Below are 15,043 nucleotides of genomic sequence, written 5' to 3'. Positions count from 1 at the left end.
AACCCGGCTTCGAGGCCGGGTTCTTTTTTGTCGTGCGCGCGACACAGTGTTCGCCAGCATGCACGGCACGCTTCACCCGCCCACGACGGGATATATTAAACTATCGGGTACACAAACCTTCCCGTCCAAGAAAGGTCCCCCCATGTCCCCCATTTCTCCGCGTCTGTGCGGTGCACTGACGCTACTCCTGGCGACCACCGCGCTGCCGGCCGCCGCCGCCCACCTGGAAGTGCAGGGCGGGCGCAGCTACATGGACGACCATGGCGCCAATGCGGCGTTCGTGGAAGCCACGTTCGCACCGCACGCGGTCGGCAACAGCCGGCTGAACTGGTCGCCGGACGTTTCGGCCGGCTGGATCGACGGCCGCGATGTACGCCGCTATCGCACGGCCCCATTCGACACCCACCGGTCGGTGGCACTGCTGGCCGCCGGCGCCCGCTTCCACTACGGCGCGCCCGACGCCTGGTACCGCCCGCTGTTCTTCAGCTTCCAGCTGGCCGGCATCAATCACACCACCCAGGCGCTGTCGAGCCATTATCAGTTCGTCAGCACGCTGGGCTGGCAGGGCGAACACCTGAGCTTCCAGCTGCGCCATGTGTCCAACGGCGGCCTCAACGGCCCCAACCGCGGCGAGACCATGGCGCTGGTGGGCGTCGGGTTCGATCTTTGAAGAAGCCCACCCTGCGAAAAGAAAAGGCGCCCGCGGGCGCCTTTTTCGTCAGTGCCCGCCGCTGGCCGCCGGCCCGGCCTTGGCGATGAACGGCGGCCGGGTCAGCCAGATCACCAGCACCAGGCTGATGAAGACCCAGCCCAGCACATGGAAGATCTCGTTGAAGGAGATCTGATAACCCTGCTGGGTCGCCATCTGGTTGATCATCGCCGCGGCGCTCTGCGGATCGCCCATCGACGCCATCGCCGCGCGCGTGCCGGGGTCGTAGGCGGTGATGTGCTCGACCAGCTGCTCGTGGTGGGCCACCGCGCGGCGCTCCCAGAACAGCGTGGTGATCGAGGCGGAAAAACTGCCGCCCAGCGTGCGCAGGAACGTCGCCAGGCCCGAGCCCGACGCGATCTCGTTCTGCTGCAGGTCCGACAGCAGGATGGTCAGGATCGGCATGAAGAACAGCGCCACGCCCAGGCCCTGGATCAGCTGCACCAGCGCCACGTGATAGAAGTCCACGCCGATGTAGAAGTCCGAGCGCATGAAGCAGGTCACGCCCAGCACCACGAAGGCGATCGACGCGACCATGCGCAGGTCGAACTTGGGCGCGAACTTGCCCACGAAGAACGTCAGCAACACCGGCAGCACGCCGATCGGCGCGGTGGCATAGCCGGCCCAGGTCGCGGTGTAGCCGAGGTTGCGTTGCAGCCACAGCGGCATCAGCAGGCTCATCGCGAAGAAGGCCGCGTAGGCCAGGATCAGCGCGATCGTGCCGTAGGTGAAGTTGCGGTGGCGGAACAGCTTCAGGTCGACGATCGGGTCCTTGTCGGTCAGTTCCCAGATCAGGAAGATCGCCAGCGCGATCACCGAGACGATGCTGGTGACGATGATGAAGGTGGAATTGAACCAGTCCTCGTCGTTGCCCTTGTCCAGCACCACCTGCAGCGCGCCCACGCCGATGATCAGCGTGATCAGGCCGACGTAGTCGACCTTCGGCCGCTCGGTCTTGTCCGCGCGCCCGCGCATCTGGTTGCCCACCACCACGCTGGCAAAGATGCCGATCGGCACGTTGATGAAGAAGATCCACGGCCACGAGTAGTTGTCGGTGATCCAGCCACCCAGGATCGGGCCGGCGATGGGCGCGACTACCGTGACCATCGCCAGCAGCGCCAACGCCATGCCGCGCTTGGCGGGTGGGTAGATCGAGATCAGCAGGCTCTGCGTGATCGGATACATGGGTCCGGCCACCGCGCCCTGGATGGCGCGGAACAGGATCAGCATCTCCATGTTCTGCGACACGCCGCAGAGGAACGAGGTGAGCGCGAACAGCAGCGTGCACCAGATGAACAGCTTGATCTCGCCGAAGCGGCGGGTGAGGAAGCCGGTCAGCGGCAGCGAGATCGCCATGCTCACGGCGAACGAGGTGATCACCCAGGTGCTCTGGTTCACGCTCACGCCGAGGTTGCCGGCGATGGTCGGCAGCGACACGTTGGCGATGGTGGTGTCCAGCACCTGCATGAAGGTGGCCAGCGAGATGCCGACCGTGGTGAGCGCCATGCTGGGTGGACGGTATTGGGTGGTCATCGCGGAGGATTCGCTCGTTTGTAGGAGCGCCCTTGGGCGCGACCGAGGTGTCCGGTCGCGCCCAAGTGCGCTCCTACAGGTGGGTCAGTGGCCGCTGCCGGCCATGTTCGCGTGGATGATGGTCGCAATCAGGTCATCGGCCTGGTGCAGCTGCCGTTCGTACACATCCGTGCTGAAGGCCGGCTTGGACGGCGGCTGCTGCGCCAGCATCGGGCCCTGCTGGTTGTGCAGGTTCACCGTCACGTCGGTTGACAGGCCGATGCGCAGCGGATGCTTCTCCAGCTGGCCCGGGTCGGCGAACACCACCCGCACCGGAACACGCTGCACGATCTTGATCCAGTTGCCGGTGGCGTTCTGCGCCGGCAACAGCGAGAACGCGCTGCCGGTACCCACGCCCAGGCTCTGCACCATGCCCTTGTAGGTCACGTCGCCGCCGTAGACGTCGGCATGGATCTCCACCGGCTGGCCGATGCGCATGTCGGTCAACTGGGTTTCCTTGAAGTTGGCGTCGATCCATACCTCGTTGAGCGGCACCACGGCCATCAGCGGCGTGCCCGGCGCGACGCGCTGGCCCAGCTGCACCGAGCGCTTGGCAACGTAGCCGTCGACCGGCGCAACGATGGTGGTACGCATGGCGTCGAGGTAGGCAGCGCGCAGCTTGGCCGCGGCCGTCTGGACGTCCGGATGCGAGGCGACCACGGTGTCGTCGACCAGCACCTTGCTGGTCTGGTACTGCTGCGTGGCGGCGGTCAGCGCGCTCTGCGCGGCGGTCAGTTCGTCGCGGGCGTGCGCCAGTTCCTCGGCCGAGATCGCGCCGGACTTGGCGAGGTCGCGGCGGCGGTTGTAGTCGGCCTGTGCCTTGGCCACCGCCACCTTGCGCGCGGCCACGTCGGCTTGCGCGCCGCTGACGGTGCTGTACAGGCCGCGCACCTTGCGCACGGTGCTGGCGAGATTGGCCTTCGCTTCGGCGAGCGCCACCTGCGCGTTGCTCGGGTCGAGCTTGATCAACGTCTGGCCGGCTTTGACGCGGTCGCCGTCGTCCGCGCCGATCGATACCACGGTGCCGGGGAGCTGCGGCGTGATCTGCACGATGTTGCCGCTGACGTAGGCATCGTCGGTGCCTTCGTACCAGCGGCCGTCGAAGTAGTACCACAGGCCCCAGCCGATCAGGGCGAGCAGCACCACCACGCCGAGCGCGCGCAGCAGGAAACCGCGCTTGTTCTTCGCGGCCGGCGCGGGAGCGGCGCCGTTGGGTTGGGAAGCAGGCTGGCTGGACATGGAAAAGCCTTAGGAATGAGCGGGGGTGGAAGGAGTGGAAGCGGTGGACTGGTCGGCGGTGGGCTGGCCGGTGGCCGCCTCGGGGCGGTAACCACCACCGAGGGCCTGGATCAGCTGCACGGAAAGGTCGACCTGCTGTGCCTTGAGCGCCGCCATGCGCTGCTCGGCCAGGAGCAGTTGCTGGCGCACGCTGAGCGCTTCCAGGTAACTGCCGACGCCCGCGCGATAGCGCTGCTCGGCCAGGCGCCAGGCGTCGTTGGCGGCATCCAGCGCGCGCTGCTGCGCCTGGACCTGGTCGATGAGCGATTGCTGCGCGGCGTAGTCGTCGGCAACCTCGTTGAGCGCGCCGACCAGGGTCTGGTTGTACTGCGCCACGGCCAGGTCGTACTGGGCATCCTTCCCGGCGAGGTTCGCGCGCAGCCGGCCGCCGTCGAAGATCGGCAGGTTGAGCGAAGGGCCGACCTGGTAGAACAGCGAGGACGCGCGCAGCAGCGGGTTGCCGCCCATCGCAAGCAGGCCCGCCATGGCGCCGAGCTTCACGTTGGGCAGGAACTCGGTCTTGGCGGCGGCGATGTCGTGCCCGGCGGCCTCCACGCGCCAGCGCGCGGCGACCAGGTCGGCGCGATGGCCGACCAGGTCGACCGGCAGGTCCGTCGGCACCGCCAGCGCGTCGGGCGTCAGCGGCTGCGGACGGGTGATATCCAGGCCGCGGTCCGGGCCCTTGCCCAGCAGCACCGACAGCGCCGAGCGGGCCGCGTCGATCGCGCGCTGGGCGACCGCAAGCTGCTGCTCGGCGGTGGCCACCTCGGCGTCACCCTGCTTGAGCTGCAGCTGGCTGTCGAGCCCGGCGTGCACGCGCTGGGCGGTCAGCTCGCGCGCCTTGGAGGCGCGTTCGATTTCGGCCTGGGCCAGGTCGAGCTGGGCAAACGCATAGCCCAGCTGCGCGTAGGCGCGGGCAACGTTGCCCGAGAGCTCGATGCGCGCCGCGCGCGCCTCGACTTCCGCCGCACGGGCCTGGCCCAGCGCGGCCTCCCACGCGGCGCGTTGGCCGCCCCACAGGTCCAGGCCCCAGTTGAAGCTCAAATAGCCGTACTTGGCGACCGAGAAATGAGCGTTCTCCCCGAGCAGACCCGATGGCGGCTTGGCGCCAGCCACGCTCGCGCCCAGACCCAGCTGGGGCTTGCGCGCGGCATCGGCGATGCCGGCGGCGGCCTGGGCGGCGCGCGCACGCGCATCGGCCGCGGCGAGGCCCGGATTGCCGGCCAGCGCTTCGCTGATCAGGGCATCGAGCTGGGGATCGCCCAGCCCGCTCCACCACGCCTGGTCCGGCCAGGCCGCCGGCGAGAGCGTGGCGTCGCCCAGGCTGCGCCGGGCCTGCAGCGCGGACGGATCGAGCAGCTTGCCGTCCGGATGCAGGCCGCCGCTGCTGGCGCAACCGGCCAGAACGAGGGTCAGTGCGGTGGCCGCCGCAAGGAGATGCAGACGCATGGTGTGGGGATTCCGGGTGAGGGTCAGTCTTTGGCGCGCAGTGCGTGCAACACGCGCGTCAGGTAGTCGTGCAGGTGCTGGCGTTCCGTTTCGCCGAGCGAGCGCTGGGCTGCCTCGAGCACGCGCTCGTTGCAGTCGGTCAGCTGTTGCCAGAGCGCGTTGCCTTCATGGGTCAGCTCGATGCGCAGCGCGCGACGGTCCTGTTCATGCGGGCAGCGGCGCAGGTAGCCCTTGCCTTCGAGCTGGTCGAGCTGCCGGGTCATCGCGCCGCCATCGAGCTCGACCGAGCGGGCCAGCTCCGAGGCCGTCATCGGGCCCAGCCGGGCCAGCCGCTTGAGGATCAGGAACTGGGTGAAGCGCAGCTCCACGCCGAGCGCCGCCAGTTCGGCCTCCATGGCGCGCACGATCTCCGAGCGCACCAGGCCGAGCAGGACGCCGAGGCTTTCTTCGGGCGCGGGATGGACGAGCGCTTCATTAACCATGGCCGCGCATTCTATTGCCGGAAGAATATTTGTCAAGGCAAATATCGTGACGGCGGCTTTTGTTCGGGCAAGGGTTAGGCTGCGCGTGCCTGGCGTGCCGCCAGCTCGTCGCGTACCAGCGTGGCCAGCGCCGGATCGCGGATGGTGAACAGCTCGAACACGCCCAGCGCCTGCAATGTCGGCAGCAGGGAGAGCAATCGGGGCTCGGCCTGGCAGCGCACCGGCTCGGGCGTGGTCGGGTCGAGCATGAGTTGGGCATGCACCACGAAATCGACGAGCGCGTCGGTGTCGGGCGCGGCGGGGGGCGGAGTGATGAGCGACATGCCGGTCTCCTCTGGGTGGGGCATTGTCGGGACGGCCCCGGTCGAGCGCTTGAACCGAAGGGCTGACCCTCATGCACAGGACGCGGCAACAGGCAGCAACGTGACGTCCGTCCGGTGCGGTCGGCGGGTGGGGAGCCCGCGACGGGCCGGCGCACGAGGCTCGTGCGCCGGCACGCAACGTTAGCCGGCGGCGGTTACCATGGGCAGGCAGCCGATACTGCTGGTACCCCCACTACCACCCGTTCCTCTCCCGGGGCTCACGATGAGCACGCGCATGCAACGCATCGAGTTGAAGGCCTTCCTGCGCGCGCGCCGCGCGGCGCTGACGCCGGAGGCGGTCGGCCTGCCGCGCGGGCAGCGCCGGCTGACGCCCGGCCTGCGCCGCGAGGAAGTGGCCGCGCTGGCCGACGTCGGGCTCACCTGGTACACGTGGCTGGAGCAGGGCCGGCAGATCAACGTCTCGGCCGCCGCGCTGGCGCGCATCGCGCGTGCGCTGGCACTGTCGCCCAGCGACGAGGCCTACCTGTTCGCCCTGGCCGGCCTCGCGCGGCCGGAACCTGCGCCTGCGCGGATCCGCGTGCCGACGCCGATCCTGGGCATGCTCGAGCGCTACCAGGGGCCGGCGTTCGTACTCGACCCGCTGTTCGACCTGCTCGCCTACAACCGCTACGCCGACTTCCTGTTCGACTTCGAGGCGGTGCGCGGGCCGTTCGCGCGCAATCACGTGTGGAACGCCTTCATGCATCCGCCGCGGCGAGTGCTCTACCAGCCGCATTTCATGCGCAGCGCAGCCAACCTGGTCGCGATCTTCCGCATGAGCCACGCCGCGCATCCGGACGACCCGCGTTTTGACGCGCTGGTGGAAGCCCTGGTGCAGACCAGCGCCGAGTTCGCCGGCCTGTGGGAACAGCAGGAAACCGCACCGCTGTCGGCGCTGGAACTGCCACTGTTCGACGCGCGGCTGGGCCACTTCTGCGTGCATTCGACGCGCCTGCCGATCCGCGATGGCCAGGCCGACGGCGCCACGGTGTTCTGTTTCGTACCGGCCGACGCCGCCTCGGACGCCTGCTTCACGCGCATGGTCGAGCTGGTCGACGGCGCCGCACTGCCGGCCTGAGCGGCTGACGCGCACGTCACGCGGGCGGATCGACGATCGGCGCGATTTCCCGCAACGGAGCGCGATCATGGAACCGATGCTGAGCATGCGTACCGCGGTGGTGCTGCTGGTCCTGACCGCCCTGGGCGGCCTGCTGATGGCCGGCATCCGCTTCGCCGGCAAACCGCACCCGCCGACCTGGCTGGCGATGGGGCACGGCTTCATCGCCGGCGCCGCCGTCACCCTGCTGGTCTATGACTATTTCACCACCGGCCTGCCCGGCATGGCGCAGCTCGCGCTGCTGTTGTTCCTGCTGGCGGCCGCCGGTGGCATCGTGATGAACCTGGGCTACCACTGGAAGCGGCTGGCGCTGCCCAAGTGGCTGGTGGTGGTGCATGCGCTGATCGCGGTGGCGGGATTCGTCTTGTTGCTGATCGCCGCCTGGCCCTAGAGCCGGCTTACCCTGTAGGAGCCCGCGCGCGGGCGATGCCTTGGCCCCCGCGAGAGCGAAAGGCATCGCCCGCGCGCGGGCTCCTACACAGGATCAACGCCCGGCGGGTTTGACGTAGGTGTCGAACAGCTCGTCGATGCGCCGGTATTCGTCGTACCACGAATCCGGATGCACGAAGCCGTGCCGTTCCATCGGGTACAGCGACATCCAGAAGTTCTTCTTGTGCAGCTCGATGAAGCGCTGGTACAGGCGGATCGAATCGGCTGCCAGCACGTTGTCGTCGATCAAACCGTGCTCGATCAGCAGCGGGTCGGCCAGCTGGTCGGCGAAGTTGATCGGCGAGCTGATCGCGTAGGCGCGCGGGTCGAGTTCGGGCGTGTTGAGGATGTTCGCGGTGTATTCGTGGTTGTACAGCCGCCAGTCGCTGACCGGGCGCAACGCGGCGCCGGCGGCGAACTCGCCCGGCGCGCGCAAGAGCGCCATCTCGGTCATGAAGCCGCCATAGCTGCCGCCGTAGATGCCCACGCGCTTCGGGTCCACATGGTGGTGCTTCACCAGCCAGGCCTTGCCGTCGAGCAGGTCCTCCAGCTCCGGGTGGCCCATCTGGCGGTAGATCGCGTCGCGCCAGGCCCGTCCGTAGCCCTCGGAGGCGCGGTAGTCCATGTCCAGCACCACGTAGCCCTTCTGCACGAGCATGTTGTGGAACATCTGCTCGCGGAAGTAGTAGGGCGAGGACAGGGTGACGTTCTGCGTGTAGCCGGCGCCGTGCACGAAGATCACCGCAGGCTTCGCTGCGGCACTCTCGTCGGCCGGGCCGTAGTACTTGGCGTAGATGGTCCCGGCGCCGTGGCTGGAAGGCACCTGGACGATCTTCGGCGCAATCCAGTCGTGCGCGGTGAAGGCGCTCTTCATGGTGTGGGTCAACTCGCGCGGCGTGCCGCCGGCGGCCGGCTGTACGGCCAGCTGGTCGAACACGTAGGGCGCCGAATGCAGCACGGCGAGGCGGCTGCCATCGGGCGACAGCGCGAACCCGTCCATGCCCTGGTACTGCGTGACGCGGACCAGCTCGCCGCCGGCGCTCGGCACCCGGTAGACGTCGTAGCTGTAGGGCGCGACCCGGTTGGTGCGCAGATAGAACCACTGGCCGTCCTCGGACAGCTGCGGGTGACTCACTTCGAACGTGCCGGAGGTCAGCGCCCTGGCCTTGCCGTCCAGCGGCTTGACGTAGAGCTGCGACCAGCCGGTTTCCTCGGACAGGTACCACAGCGTGCGGTTGTCCTTCAGCCAGCCGAAATCGTTGAAGTTCCAGTTGATCCAGGCGTCGTCGTGCAGGCGCTGCTGGTTGGTGAGCGCGTGGCGGGCGAAGTCGACGCTGGCGATCCAGCGGTCCTTGTTGTCGATCGCGCGCAGCTGGATCGCGAGGTTCTTGCCGTCCGCGCTCCACACGATGCCGCCGCCACCGCCGTCCTCGGCGCTGGAGACGATGCGCACCGGACGCACTTCCGGCGCCTTGAGCGCCTCGGCGTCATCGTCCTTGCCGGCCTTCTTCAGCGCCGCGACGGTCTGCGCGCGGATCGATGCGAGCGGATCGTCCTTGATGCCCGGCAGGCTGTCGGTCGGCAGCGCGTAGTGCCGGTGCTCGCGCAAGTCCAGCAGCAGCAGCGACTGCGCCGCCGGCTCGTTATGGCCGACGTAGACGCGGGTGTCCTCGCCTTCGGCATAACCCGAGTCGGTGACGTAGTGGGTGAGTTTGGGGTGGCGGCCGGTCTCGTAGGACTTCGGCCGCGTCACCACCAGCAGCCAACGACCGTCGGGCGAAAGTTCGGTGTCGACCGCGACGATCTTGTCGCCCAGCCAGAACGGCTGCGGCGCACGGCCCGGATCGGCGGCGGCCAGCGCCCGGGCGTTGGCCTTCTCGGCGTCCTTGTCGGCCTTGAGCTGGCGCAGCGTGGAGAACAGCTCGAGCTGTTCGTCCTCCAGCGCGTCGGTCTTTTTCTGGTCCGGGTCGTCGGCGAACTTCAGCACCGCCACCGGCGCGCTGACGCCGCGGGCCAGATCGTAGCGGTACCAGTCGTTGCCCGAGCGGTACTGCAGCGCGCGGCTGTCGGCGGAGAACTGCGGCGCCGATTCGTCCTCGACCGTCTGGGTCACCTGCACGGTGCGCCCGTCGGCCAGGGTACGCAGGAACACGTCGCCGTGGCGCACGAACGCCGCGTAGCGGTGGGTGCGGTCGTACACCGACGGGGCGTCGGCGCCGGCCACCGCGGCGGGGTCGAGCTTCTCGCTGCGGCCGGTCGCCGGATCCACCCGGTACAGGTCGCGCACCTCGCTGCCGTCGCGCTTGAGCTGGTAGTAGATCGCCTGTCCGTCGGCGCTCCAGTACGGCGACTCCACTGGCTGCCCGATCCAGTCGGGGTTGGCCATGATGGTTTCCAGGTCCAGCGGTTGGGCGGGCGGCGCCGCCAGCGCCGGCAGCGCGGTGAAGGCGGCCAGGCCCGCCAGGAGAAGTCGACGCATGCAAGCGCTCCGCTAGTGGCAAAGCACCCGAGCATAGCCAAGCCTGCCCGGGCCGCAAGCGCCATACGTCCCGGCGACGGTGCGCGGGCTGGCGATGGCCGGAGGCATGGGCGAGACTGACCGTTTCGTCCTTGCCGCTGGAGCCCGCATGAACCTGCTTCCGACCGTCGAACGCGAGACCGGCACCGCTCCCCGCCACAGCGTGATCTGGCTACACGGGCTGGGCGCCGACGGCAACGACTTCGCGCCGATCGTGCCGGAACTGGTGGATGCGTCCTGGCCGGCGCTGCGCTTCGTGTTTCCGCATGCGCCGGTACAGCCGGTCAGCATCAACGGCGGCGTGCCGATGCGCGCCTGGTACGACATCTACGGCTTCGATGCGCGCGCGCCGCAGGACGAGGCGGGCATCCGACGCGCGATCGAGGCGGTGGAGGCGCTGATCGCGCGCGAGCATGAACGCGGTGTGCCGAGTGAGCGGATCGTGCTGGCCGGGTTCTCGCAGGGTGGCGCGATCGCGCTCGCCGCCGGCCTGCGCCACGCGCAGCCGCTGGCCGGCATCGTGGCGCTGTCCACCTATCTTCCGATCAGCGCCACGCTGGCGCCCGAGCGCAGCGACGCCAACACGGGGGTGCCGATCTTCTGGGGCCACGGCAGCGCCGACCCGATCGTGGTGCTGCAGCGCGGGCTCGATTCGCGCGTGGTGCTGGAAGGCCTGGGCTATGCGGTCGACTGGCACACCTACCCGATGCCGCATTCGGTGTGCGCCGAGGAAATCGCCGACCTGCGTCGCTGGCTTGGCGCACGCCTCGCCTAGTCTCCATATCGAGCCTTCTCCCGCGAACGCGGCGGAAGGTGCCGTCAGGCGGATGGGGCGCTTCTGGGCGCGATGCCCGGGTGGCCTTTCGCAAGACCTCCCCCATCCGCCCTTCGGGCACCTTCCCCCGTAAACGGGTGAAGGACCTGAGCCAGTGTTTGCCAACTTCTGCCGCGTCTCCATGCCGAGCCCTCCTCCGCGAACGCGGGGGAAGGTGCCGACAGGCGGATGGGGGCGCTCCTGGGCGCGATGCCCGGGTGGCCTTTCGCAAGACTTCCCCCATCCGCCCTTCGGGCACCTTCCCCCGTAAACGGGTGAAGGACCTGAGCCAGTGTTTGCCGACTTCTGCCGCGTCTCCATGCCAAGCCTTCCCCCGCGAACGCGGGGGAAGGTGCCGACAGGCGGATGGGGGCGCTCTTGGGCGCGATGCCCGGGTGGCCTTTCGCAAGACCTCCCCCATCCGCCCTTCGGGCACCTTCCCCCGTGAGCGTGGGTAGGACCGGGGCCAGCGTGCGAACCCCTGCGGCATACTGATGCGCATGAGCGATCCCCGCCCAGCCCGTGCGCCCAACCCGTTGCCGGACTTCTGCCGCCTGCCGGCGGTCGCGGCGCTGTTCGCGGTGGGCGCACTCACCGTCACGCTGATGTGGCTGGCGCCGGACAACACGCGCGGCTGGCGCGGCTACAGCATCGGCATGCTGTTCGTAACGTGGCTGTCGATGCTGATCGCGCTGGCGCTTTGCTACGCGCGGCCCTGGCTGCAGCGGCTGGGTGGCTGGATGCCCTATGCCGGCGTGTGGCTGCTGATCGAACTGGTGGTGGCGCTGGCCAGCGCGGTGGCCCGCTGGATGGACGTCGCCCTGCAGCTGAACCTGGTCCGGACCGCGCCGTCAGCGTTCGTGCGCGACAACCTGCTGATCGCCGCGCTGCTGGGCGCGGCGATGCTGCGCTACTTCTATGTGCTGGCGCAGTGGCAGGCACGCCTGGCCGCGGTGGCGCACGCGCAGGTCGATGCGCTGCAGGCGCGCATCCGTCCGCACTTCCTGTTCAACAGCATGAACACCGTGGCCGCGCTCGTGCGAGTCGACCCGACGGCCGCCGAGCGCACCATCGAGGACCTGTGCGAGCTGTTCCGCGCGGCGCTCGGCCAGTCGGGCAGCCGCGATGGCACGCTGGGGGAGGAGCTAGCCCTGGTCGAACGCTACCTCGCCATCGAGCAGTTGCGCCTGGGCGAACGCCTGCGCGTGCGCCGTGAGTTCGGCAGCCTGCCGATGGACTACCCGCTGCCACGCCTGCTGCTGCAGCCGCTGGTGGAGAACGCCGTGCGCCATGGCATCCAGCCGCGCCGCGAAGGCGGCCAGATCCTCCTGCGCGGCGTGCTGGACCGGGACGCCCTGCTGATCGAGGTCAGCAACCCGCTGCCCGTTGCGCCGACCACGCCAGGCCACGGCCACGGGCTGACCAACGTGCGCCAGCGGGTGGCCTATCGCTACGGCGCGCGCGCGGCAGTCGAGGCCGGGCCGCACGAGGACCGTTTCGTGGTGCGCCTGCGCCTGCCGCTCGAACCTCCGCCGGCGGAGCCGAGCTGATGCGCGTGCTGATCGTCGACGACGAACCGCTGGCGCGCGCGCGCCTGGCCGCCCTGCTGGGCGAATGCGACGGCGTGGTGGTGGCCGGCGCCGTGGCCGACGGCGAAGCGGCGCTCGCGGCGATCGGACAGACGCAGCCGGACCTGCTGCTGCTGGACATCAACATGCCTGGCCTGGACGGCGCGGCGCTCGCCGCGCGGCTGGCCGGGCAGGCGCGTCCGCAGGTGGTGTTCTGCACTGCCTACGAGAATCACGCGCTGACCGCGTTCGAGTTGGGCGCGGTCGACTACCTGCTCAAGCCGGTGCGGCTGGAGCGGCTGCGCGAGGCCCTGCAGCGCGCGCGCCAGCGCCTGGCCGCCGCGCCGCCCGAACCGGTCGGCTACCTGCGCGGCCGGCTGCGCGGCGAGCAGGTCCGCATCGCGCTGACCGAGGTGGTCTGCCTGCTCGCCGAAGAGAAATACGTGGTGGTGCGCCACGCCGGTGGCGAGCTGTTGATCGAGGAATCGCTGCGCCAGCTGGAGGAGGCCTACCCGACCCAGCTGGTGCGCCTGCACCGTAACTGCCTGGTGCCGGCGCCGCGCCTGCTGGGTCTGAAGACCCTGGCCGACGGCCGCGTGCTGGCCCGGCTGGCCGGCACCGAGTTCAGCCCCGAGGTGAGCCGGCGCAACCTGCCGGCGGTGCGCAAGCTGCTGCGCGCGGGGTAAGGCCCTGGGGCGCCACGCCGCACGCGCGATCCGGCGAATGCGGCGACAATGGGCACTCAGCTTGATCGCCGGAGTCCCCATGCCCCCTTCCATCCTGCGCATCGCCACCCGCAAGAGCGCGCTCGCGCTGTGGCAGGCCGAACACGTCGCCGCGCGCCTGCGCGCCGTGCATCCAGGCCTGGCCGTCGAACTGGTGCCGATGACCACCCGCGGCGACGAGATCGCCGACCGTCCGCTCGCCACCATCGGCGGCAAGGGCCTGTTCCTGAAGGAACTGGAGGTGGCGATGCTGGAAGGCCGTGCGGACCTGGCGGTGCACTCGCTCAAGGACGTGCCGGCCGAGCTGGAGCCGGGCTTCGTGCTGCCGGCCATGCTGCCGCGCGCGGACGCGGCCGATGCCTTCGTCAGCAACGACCACGCCACGCTGGATGCGCTGCCGGTGGGTTCCCGCGTCGGCACGTCCTCGCTGCGCCGCCAGGCGCAATTGCGCGCGGCGCGACCGGACCTGGAACTGCTGGACCTGCGCGGCAACGTCAACACGCGCCTGGCCAAACTCGACGCCGGCGACTACGACGCGATCGTGCTTGCCTGCGCAGGCCTGGAACGACTGGGCCTGGCCGCGCGCATCCGCCAGCGGCTGGCCGCGCCGGACTGGCTGCCGGCGCCCGGACAGGCGGCGATTGCGATCGAGGCGCACGCGGACCAGCCGGCCGTGCTGGCACTGCTCGCGGCGCTGGACGATGCCGACACGCGCGTGACGGTCAGCGCCGAGCGTGCGATGAACCACGCGCTCGGCGGCAGCTGCACCGTGCCAGTGGCGGCCTGGTGCGTGCTGGGCGAGCGCGGCCTGCACCTGCGCGGGCTGGTGGGCGATGCCGCCAGCGGTCGACTGGTGCGGGCGGAGGCGAGCGGTCCGATGGAACAGGCCGAGGCGCTCGGCCGCGCCGTGGCCGACGCCTTACTGGCGCAAGGTGCGGGCGAGATGCTGGGCTGATGCTTTGCTCCTTCTCCCCTGCGGGGAGAAGGCCGGGATGAGGGGCCGGGGCTCGCGGGAGTGTCGGCTCCGGAGCCAAGCACTTAGTTGTCCCCCGCAAGATTGGCCTCTCACCTCAATCCTCTCCCCCGTCCTTGATAAGAGCAGGGGGAGAGGAGGCAAACGAGGCGCTTTGCGCCGCGAAAGCTTTCAATAAAGCTAGAAGTTGTAGACCAGGTTGGTCGTGGTCAGCGTGTCGGTGCTCTGCGTGCCCGGCTGGGTGTCGGAGTTGTAGCGCACCTGGAAGCCGAGCTTGAGCGCCAGCTTCTTGGTCATGCTGACCGAGAGGCCCGCGTCGTTCTGGTAGTACTTGTTCTTGGAGCCCGCTTCGACCAGCAGCGTATCCTCGAAGGCGGTGTTGTCGGTCAGGCGATACTTGAAGTTGACCAGGCCGCGGCCGACCACCTCACTCTCGGTGGGCTGGCGCACCTCGACGGTCTCGCCGTCGACCAGCATCGTGGTGTCCGCCGGACGGTAGCGCTTGTAACCGGGGCCGATTTCGAAGGACAGCTCCGTGCGCTCGTTCTTCAGCGCGATGTAGCCATAGCCCAGCGAGACGATGCCCTGCCACAGGTTGGCGCCGAAGTCGTCATGTTCGTAACGGCCCGCGCCGACGATGTAGCTGCGCGGATCGAGCTTGTAGCCGACCGAGGCGCCGGCGTCATAGCGGTTGGCGGTGGTGCTGAAGCGGTCGACCGTCTGCCCGGTCTGGGCGTCCACCACGCTGACCTCGCCCTTCGAACGCATGCCGTTCAGGAAGAAGTTGTTCTTCCAGTACTCGTTTTCCTGGTTCAGGCCGAGCTTGGCGTTGACGTTTTCGGTGCGCGAGTTGCCGCGCGCCGAGGCGAAGCCGAACTCGCCCGAGCCGGTCCAGCCGCCGTTGTCGGTGGCGGTATCGGTGTCCTGCGCCTGCGCCACGCCGGCGAAGGCGAACAGGCACGCGGCAACGATCAGGGTCTTGTTCATCGGGCGATCCAGTGAATGGGGGGTCAAAACGGAGAGGCCGCCACCTTAATGCGGCGGATT

At 69.2% G+C, this 15,043-nt stretch carries 14 protein-coding genes; 7 read left to right on the top strand and 7 right to left on the bottom strand.

Features of this window, described 5'->3' with window-relative positions; translation table 11 throughout:
* The first annotated feature begins 142 nt into the window (after nt 1–142).
* Nucleotides 143–670 (top strand): acyloxyacyl hydrolase, encoded by a 528-nt coding sequence (locus ACFWZ3_RS11345; RefSeq protein WP_439707840.1) that lies wholly within the window; start codon nt 143–145, stop codon nt 668–670.
* Nucleotides 671–718: 48 nt separating this feature from the next.
* On the opposite strand, the gene ACFWZ3_RS11340 is transcribed toward ACFWZ3_RS11345, so the two are convergent.
* From ACFWZ3_RS11340 to ACFWZ3_RS11320, 5 genes are all read right to left on the bottom strand, one after another.
* Nucleotides 719–2,242 (bottom strand): DHA2 family efflux MFS transporter permease subunit, encoded by a 1,524-nt coding sequence (locus ACFWZ3_RS11340; protein WP_439707839.1) that lies wholly within the window; start codon nt 2,240–2,242, stop codon nt 719–721.
* Between the two features lie 84 nt (nt 2,243–2,326).
* The gene (locus ACFWZ3_RS11335; protein ID WP_439707838.1) at nt 2,327–3,520 is read right to left on the bottom strand and encodes an HlyD family secretion protein; all 1,194 of its coding nucleotides are present in this window, start codon (nt 3,518–3,520) and stop codon (nt 2,327–2,329) included.
* 9 nt (nt 3,521–3,529) lie between these two features.
* Nucleotides 3,530–5,008, bottom strand: a complete 1,479-nt coding sequence (locus ACFWZ3_RS11330) for an efflux transporter outer membrane subunit (RefSeq protein ID WP_439707837.1) — start codon at nt 5,006–5,008, stop codon at nt 3,530–3,532.
* A 23-nt stretch (nt 5,009–5,031) separates the two neighbouring features.
* Nucleotides 5,032–5,490 (bottom strand): MarR family winged helix-turn-helix transcriptional regulator, encoded by a 459-nt coding sequence (locus ACFWZ3_RS11325; RefSeq protein WP_439707836.1) that lies wholly within the window; start codon nt 5,488–5,490, stop codon nt 5,032–5,034.
* A gap of 74 nt (nt 5,491–5,564) precedes the next feature.
* Nucleotides 5,565–5,813 (bottom strand): hypothetical protein, encoded by a 249-nt coding sequence (locus ACFWZ3_RS11320; RefSeq protein ID WP_439701033.1) that lies wholly within the window; start codon nt 5,811–5,813, stop codon nt 5,565–5,567.
* Between the two features lie 262 nt (nt 5,814–6,075).
* Between ACFWZ3_RS11320 and ACFWZ3_RS11315 the strand changes: the two genes are divergently transcribed.
* Together ACFWZ3_RS11315 and ACFWZ3_RS11310 are read left to right on the top strand one after the other, a co-directional pair.
* A complete protein-coding gene (locus tag ACFWZ3_RS11315; protein WP_439707835.1) occupies nt 6,076–6,930 on the top strand; it encodes a helix-turn-helix transcriptional regulator in 855 nt (284 codons plus the stop codon).
* A gap of 67 nt (nt 6,931–6,997) precedes the next feature.
* Entirely contained in the window at nt 6,998–7,360 is a 363-nt protein-coding gene (locus tag ACFWZ3_RS11310) for a hypothetical protein (protein ID WP_439707834.1), read from the top strand.
* Nucleotides 7,361–7,453: 93 nt separating this feature from the next.
* Here ACFWZ3_RS11310 and ACFWZ3_RS11305 read toward each other — a convergent pair whose 3' ends face one another.
* Nucleotides 7,454–9,877, bottom strand: coding sequence for a prolyl oligopeptidase family serine peptidase (locus ACFWZ3_RS11305; protein ID WP_439707833.1), 2,424 nt, complete (start codon nt 9,875–9,877; stop codon nt 7,454–7,456).
* A gap of 148 nt (nt 9,878–10,025) precedes the next feature.
* Between ACFWZ3_RS11305 and ACFWZ3_RS11300 the strand changes: the two genes are divergently transcribed.
* The 4 genes from ACFWZ3_RS11300 to hemC all read left to right on the top strand — a co-directional run bounded on the left by ACFWZ3_RS11300 (nt 10,026) and on the right by hemC (nt 13,978).
* Entirely contained in the window at nt 10,026–10,691 is a 666-nt protein-coding gene (locus ACFWZ3_RS11300; RefSeq protein ID WP_439707832.1) for an alpha/beta hydrolase, read from the top strand.
* A 539-nt stretch (nt 10,692–11,230) separates the two neighbouring features.
* Nucleotides 11,231–12,280 carry a sensor histidine kinase gene (locus ACFWZ3_RS11295; protein ID WP_439707831.1) on the top strand — a complete coding sequence of 350 codons (1,050 nt, stop codon included), beginning with the start codon at nt 11,231–11,233 and terminating at the stop codon, nt 12,278–12,280.
* On the top strand, nt 12,280–12,984 hold the full coding sequence (locus ACFWZ3_RS11290) for a LytR/AlgR family response regulator transcription factor (RefSeq protein WP_439707830.1): 705 nt from the start codon (nt 12,280–12,282) through the stop codon (nt 12,982–12,984). The genes ACFWZ3_RS11295 and ACFWZ3_RS11290 overlap by 1 nt, the downstream gene beginning before the upstream one ends.
* Before the next feature lie 79 nt (nt 12,985–13,063).
* A complete protein-coding gene (hemC, locus tag ACFWZ3_RS11285) occupies nt 13,064–13,978 on the top strand; it encodes a hydroxymethylbilane synthase (RefSeq protein ID WP_439707829.1) in 915 nt (304 codons plus the stop codon).
* Nucleotides 13,979–14,176: 198 nt separating this feature from the next.
* On the opposite strand, the gene ACFWZ3_RS11280 is transcribed toward hemC, so the two are convergent.
* Complete coding sequence (locus ACFWZ3_RS11280) at nt 14,177–14,983, bottom strand: DUF481 domain-containing protein (protein ID WP_439707828.1); 807 nt, start codon at nt 14,981–14,983, stop codon at nt 14,177–14,179.
* Nucleotides 14,984–15,043 lie beyond the last annotated feature (60 nt).

It is taken from the genome of Frateuria sp. GZRR35, assembly GCF_051900415.1.
In the GTDB taxonomy this organism is placed as follows: Bacteria; Pseudomonadota; Gammaproteobacteria; order Xanthomonadales; family Rhodanobacteraceae; genus Frateuria_A.
Note: the sequence above shows the minus strand (reverse complement) of the source record. Positions and strands in the feature narration are given on the sequence as shown.

What these genes read in the sequence shown, in the direction of transcription:
- ACFWZ3_RS11320 (WP_439701033.1), bottom strand. Translation starts at nt 5,813, where the DNA reads ATGTCGCTCATCACTCCGCCCCCCGCCGCGCCCGACACCGACGCGCTC.
- ACFWZ3_RS11290 (WP_439707830.1), top strand. Translation starts at nt 12,280, where the DNA reads ATGCGCGTGCTGATCGTCGACGACGAACCGCTGGCGCGCGCGCGCCTG.
- ACFWZ3_RS11325 (WP_439707836.1), bottom strand. Translation starts at nt 5,490, where the DNA reads ATGGTTAATGAAGCGCTCGTCCATCCCGCGCCCGAAGAAAGCCTCGGC.
- ACFWZ3_RS11340 (WP_439707839.1), bottom strand. Translation starts at nt 2,242, where the DNA reads ATGACCACCCAATACCGTCCACCCAGCATGGCGCTCACCACGGTCGGC.
- ACFWZ3_RS11310 (WP_439707834.1), top strand. Translation starts at nt 6,998, where the DNA reads ATGGAACCGATGCTGAGCATGCGTACCGCGGTGGTGCTGCTGGTCCTG.
- ACFWZ3_RS11280 (WP_439707828.1), bottom strand. Translation starts at nt 14,983, where the DNA reads ATGAACAAGACCCTGATCGTTGCCGCGTGCCTGTTCGCCTTCGCCGGC.
- ACFWZ3_RS11300 (WP_439707832.1), top strand. Translation starts at nt 10,026, where the DNA reads ATGAACCTGCTTCCGACCGTCGAACGCGAGACCGGCACCGCTCCCCGC.
- ACFWZ3_RS11330 (WP_439707837.1), bottom strand. Translation starts at nt 5,008, where the DNA reads ATGCGTCTGCATCTCCTTGCGGCGGCCACCGCACTGACCCTCGTTCTG.
- hemC (WP_439707829.1), top strand. Translation starts at nt 13,064, where the DNA reads ATGCCCCCTTCCATCCTGCGCATCGCCACCCGCAAGAGCGCGCTCGCG.
- ACFWZ3_RS11345 (WP_439707840.1), top strand. Translation starts at nt 143, where the DNA reads ATGTCCCCCATTTCTCCGCGTCTGTGCGGTGCACTGACGCTACTCCTG.
- ACFWZ3_RS11315 (WP_439707835.1), top strand. Translation starts at nt 6,076, where the DNA reads ATGAGCACGCGCATGCAACGCATCGAGTTGAAGGCCTTCCTGCGCGCG.
- ACFWZ3_RS11295 (WP_439707831.1), top strand. Translation starts at nt 11,231, where the DNA reads ATGAGCGATCCCCGCCCAGCCCGTGCGCCCAACCCGTTGCCGGACTTC.
- ACFWZ3_RS11305 (WP_439707833.1), bottom strand. Translation starts at nt 9,877, where the DNA reads ATGCGTCGACTTCTCCTGGCGGGCCTGGCCGCCTTCACCGCGCTGCCG.
- ACFWZ3_RS11335 (WP_439707838.1), bottom strand. Translation starts at nt 3,520, where the DNA reads ATGTCCAGCCAGCCTGCTTCCCAACCCAACGGCGCCGCTCCCGCGCCG.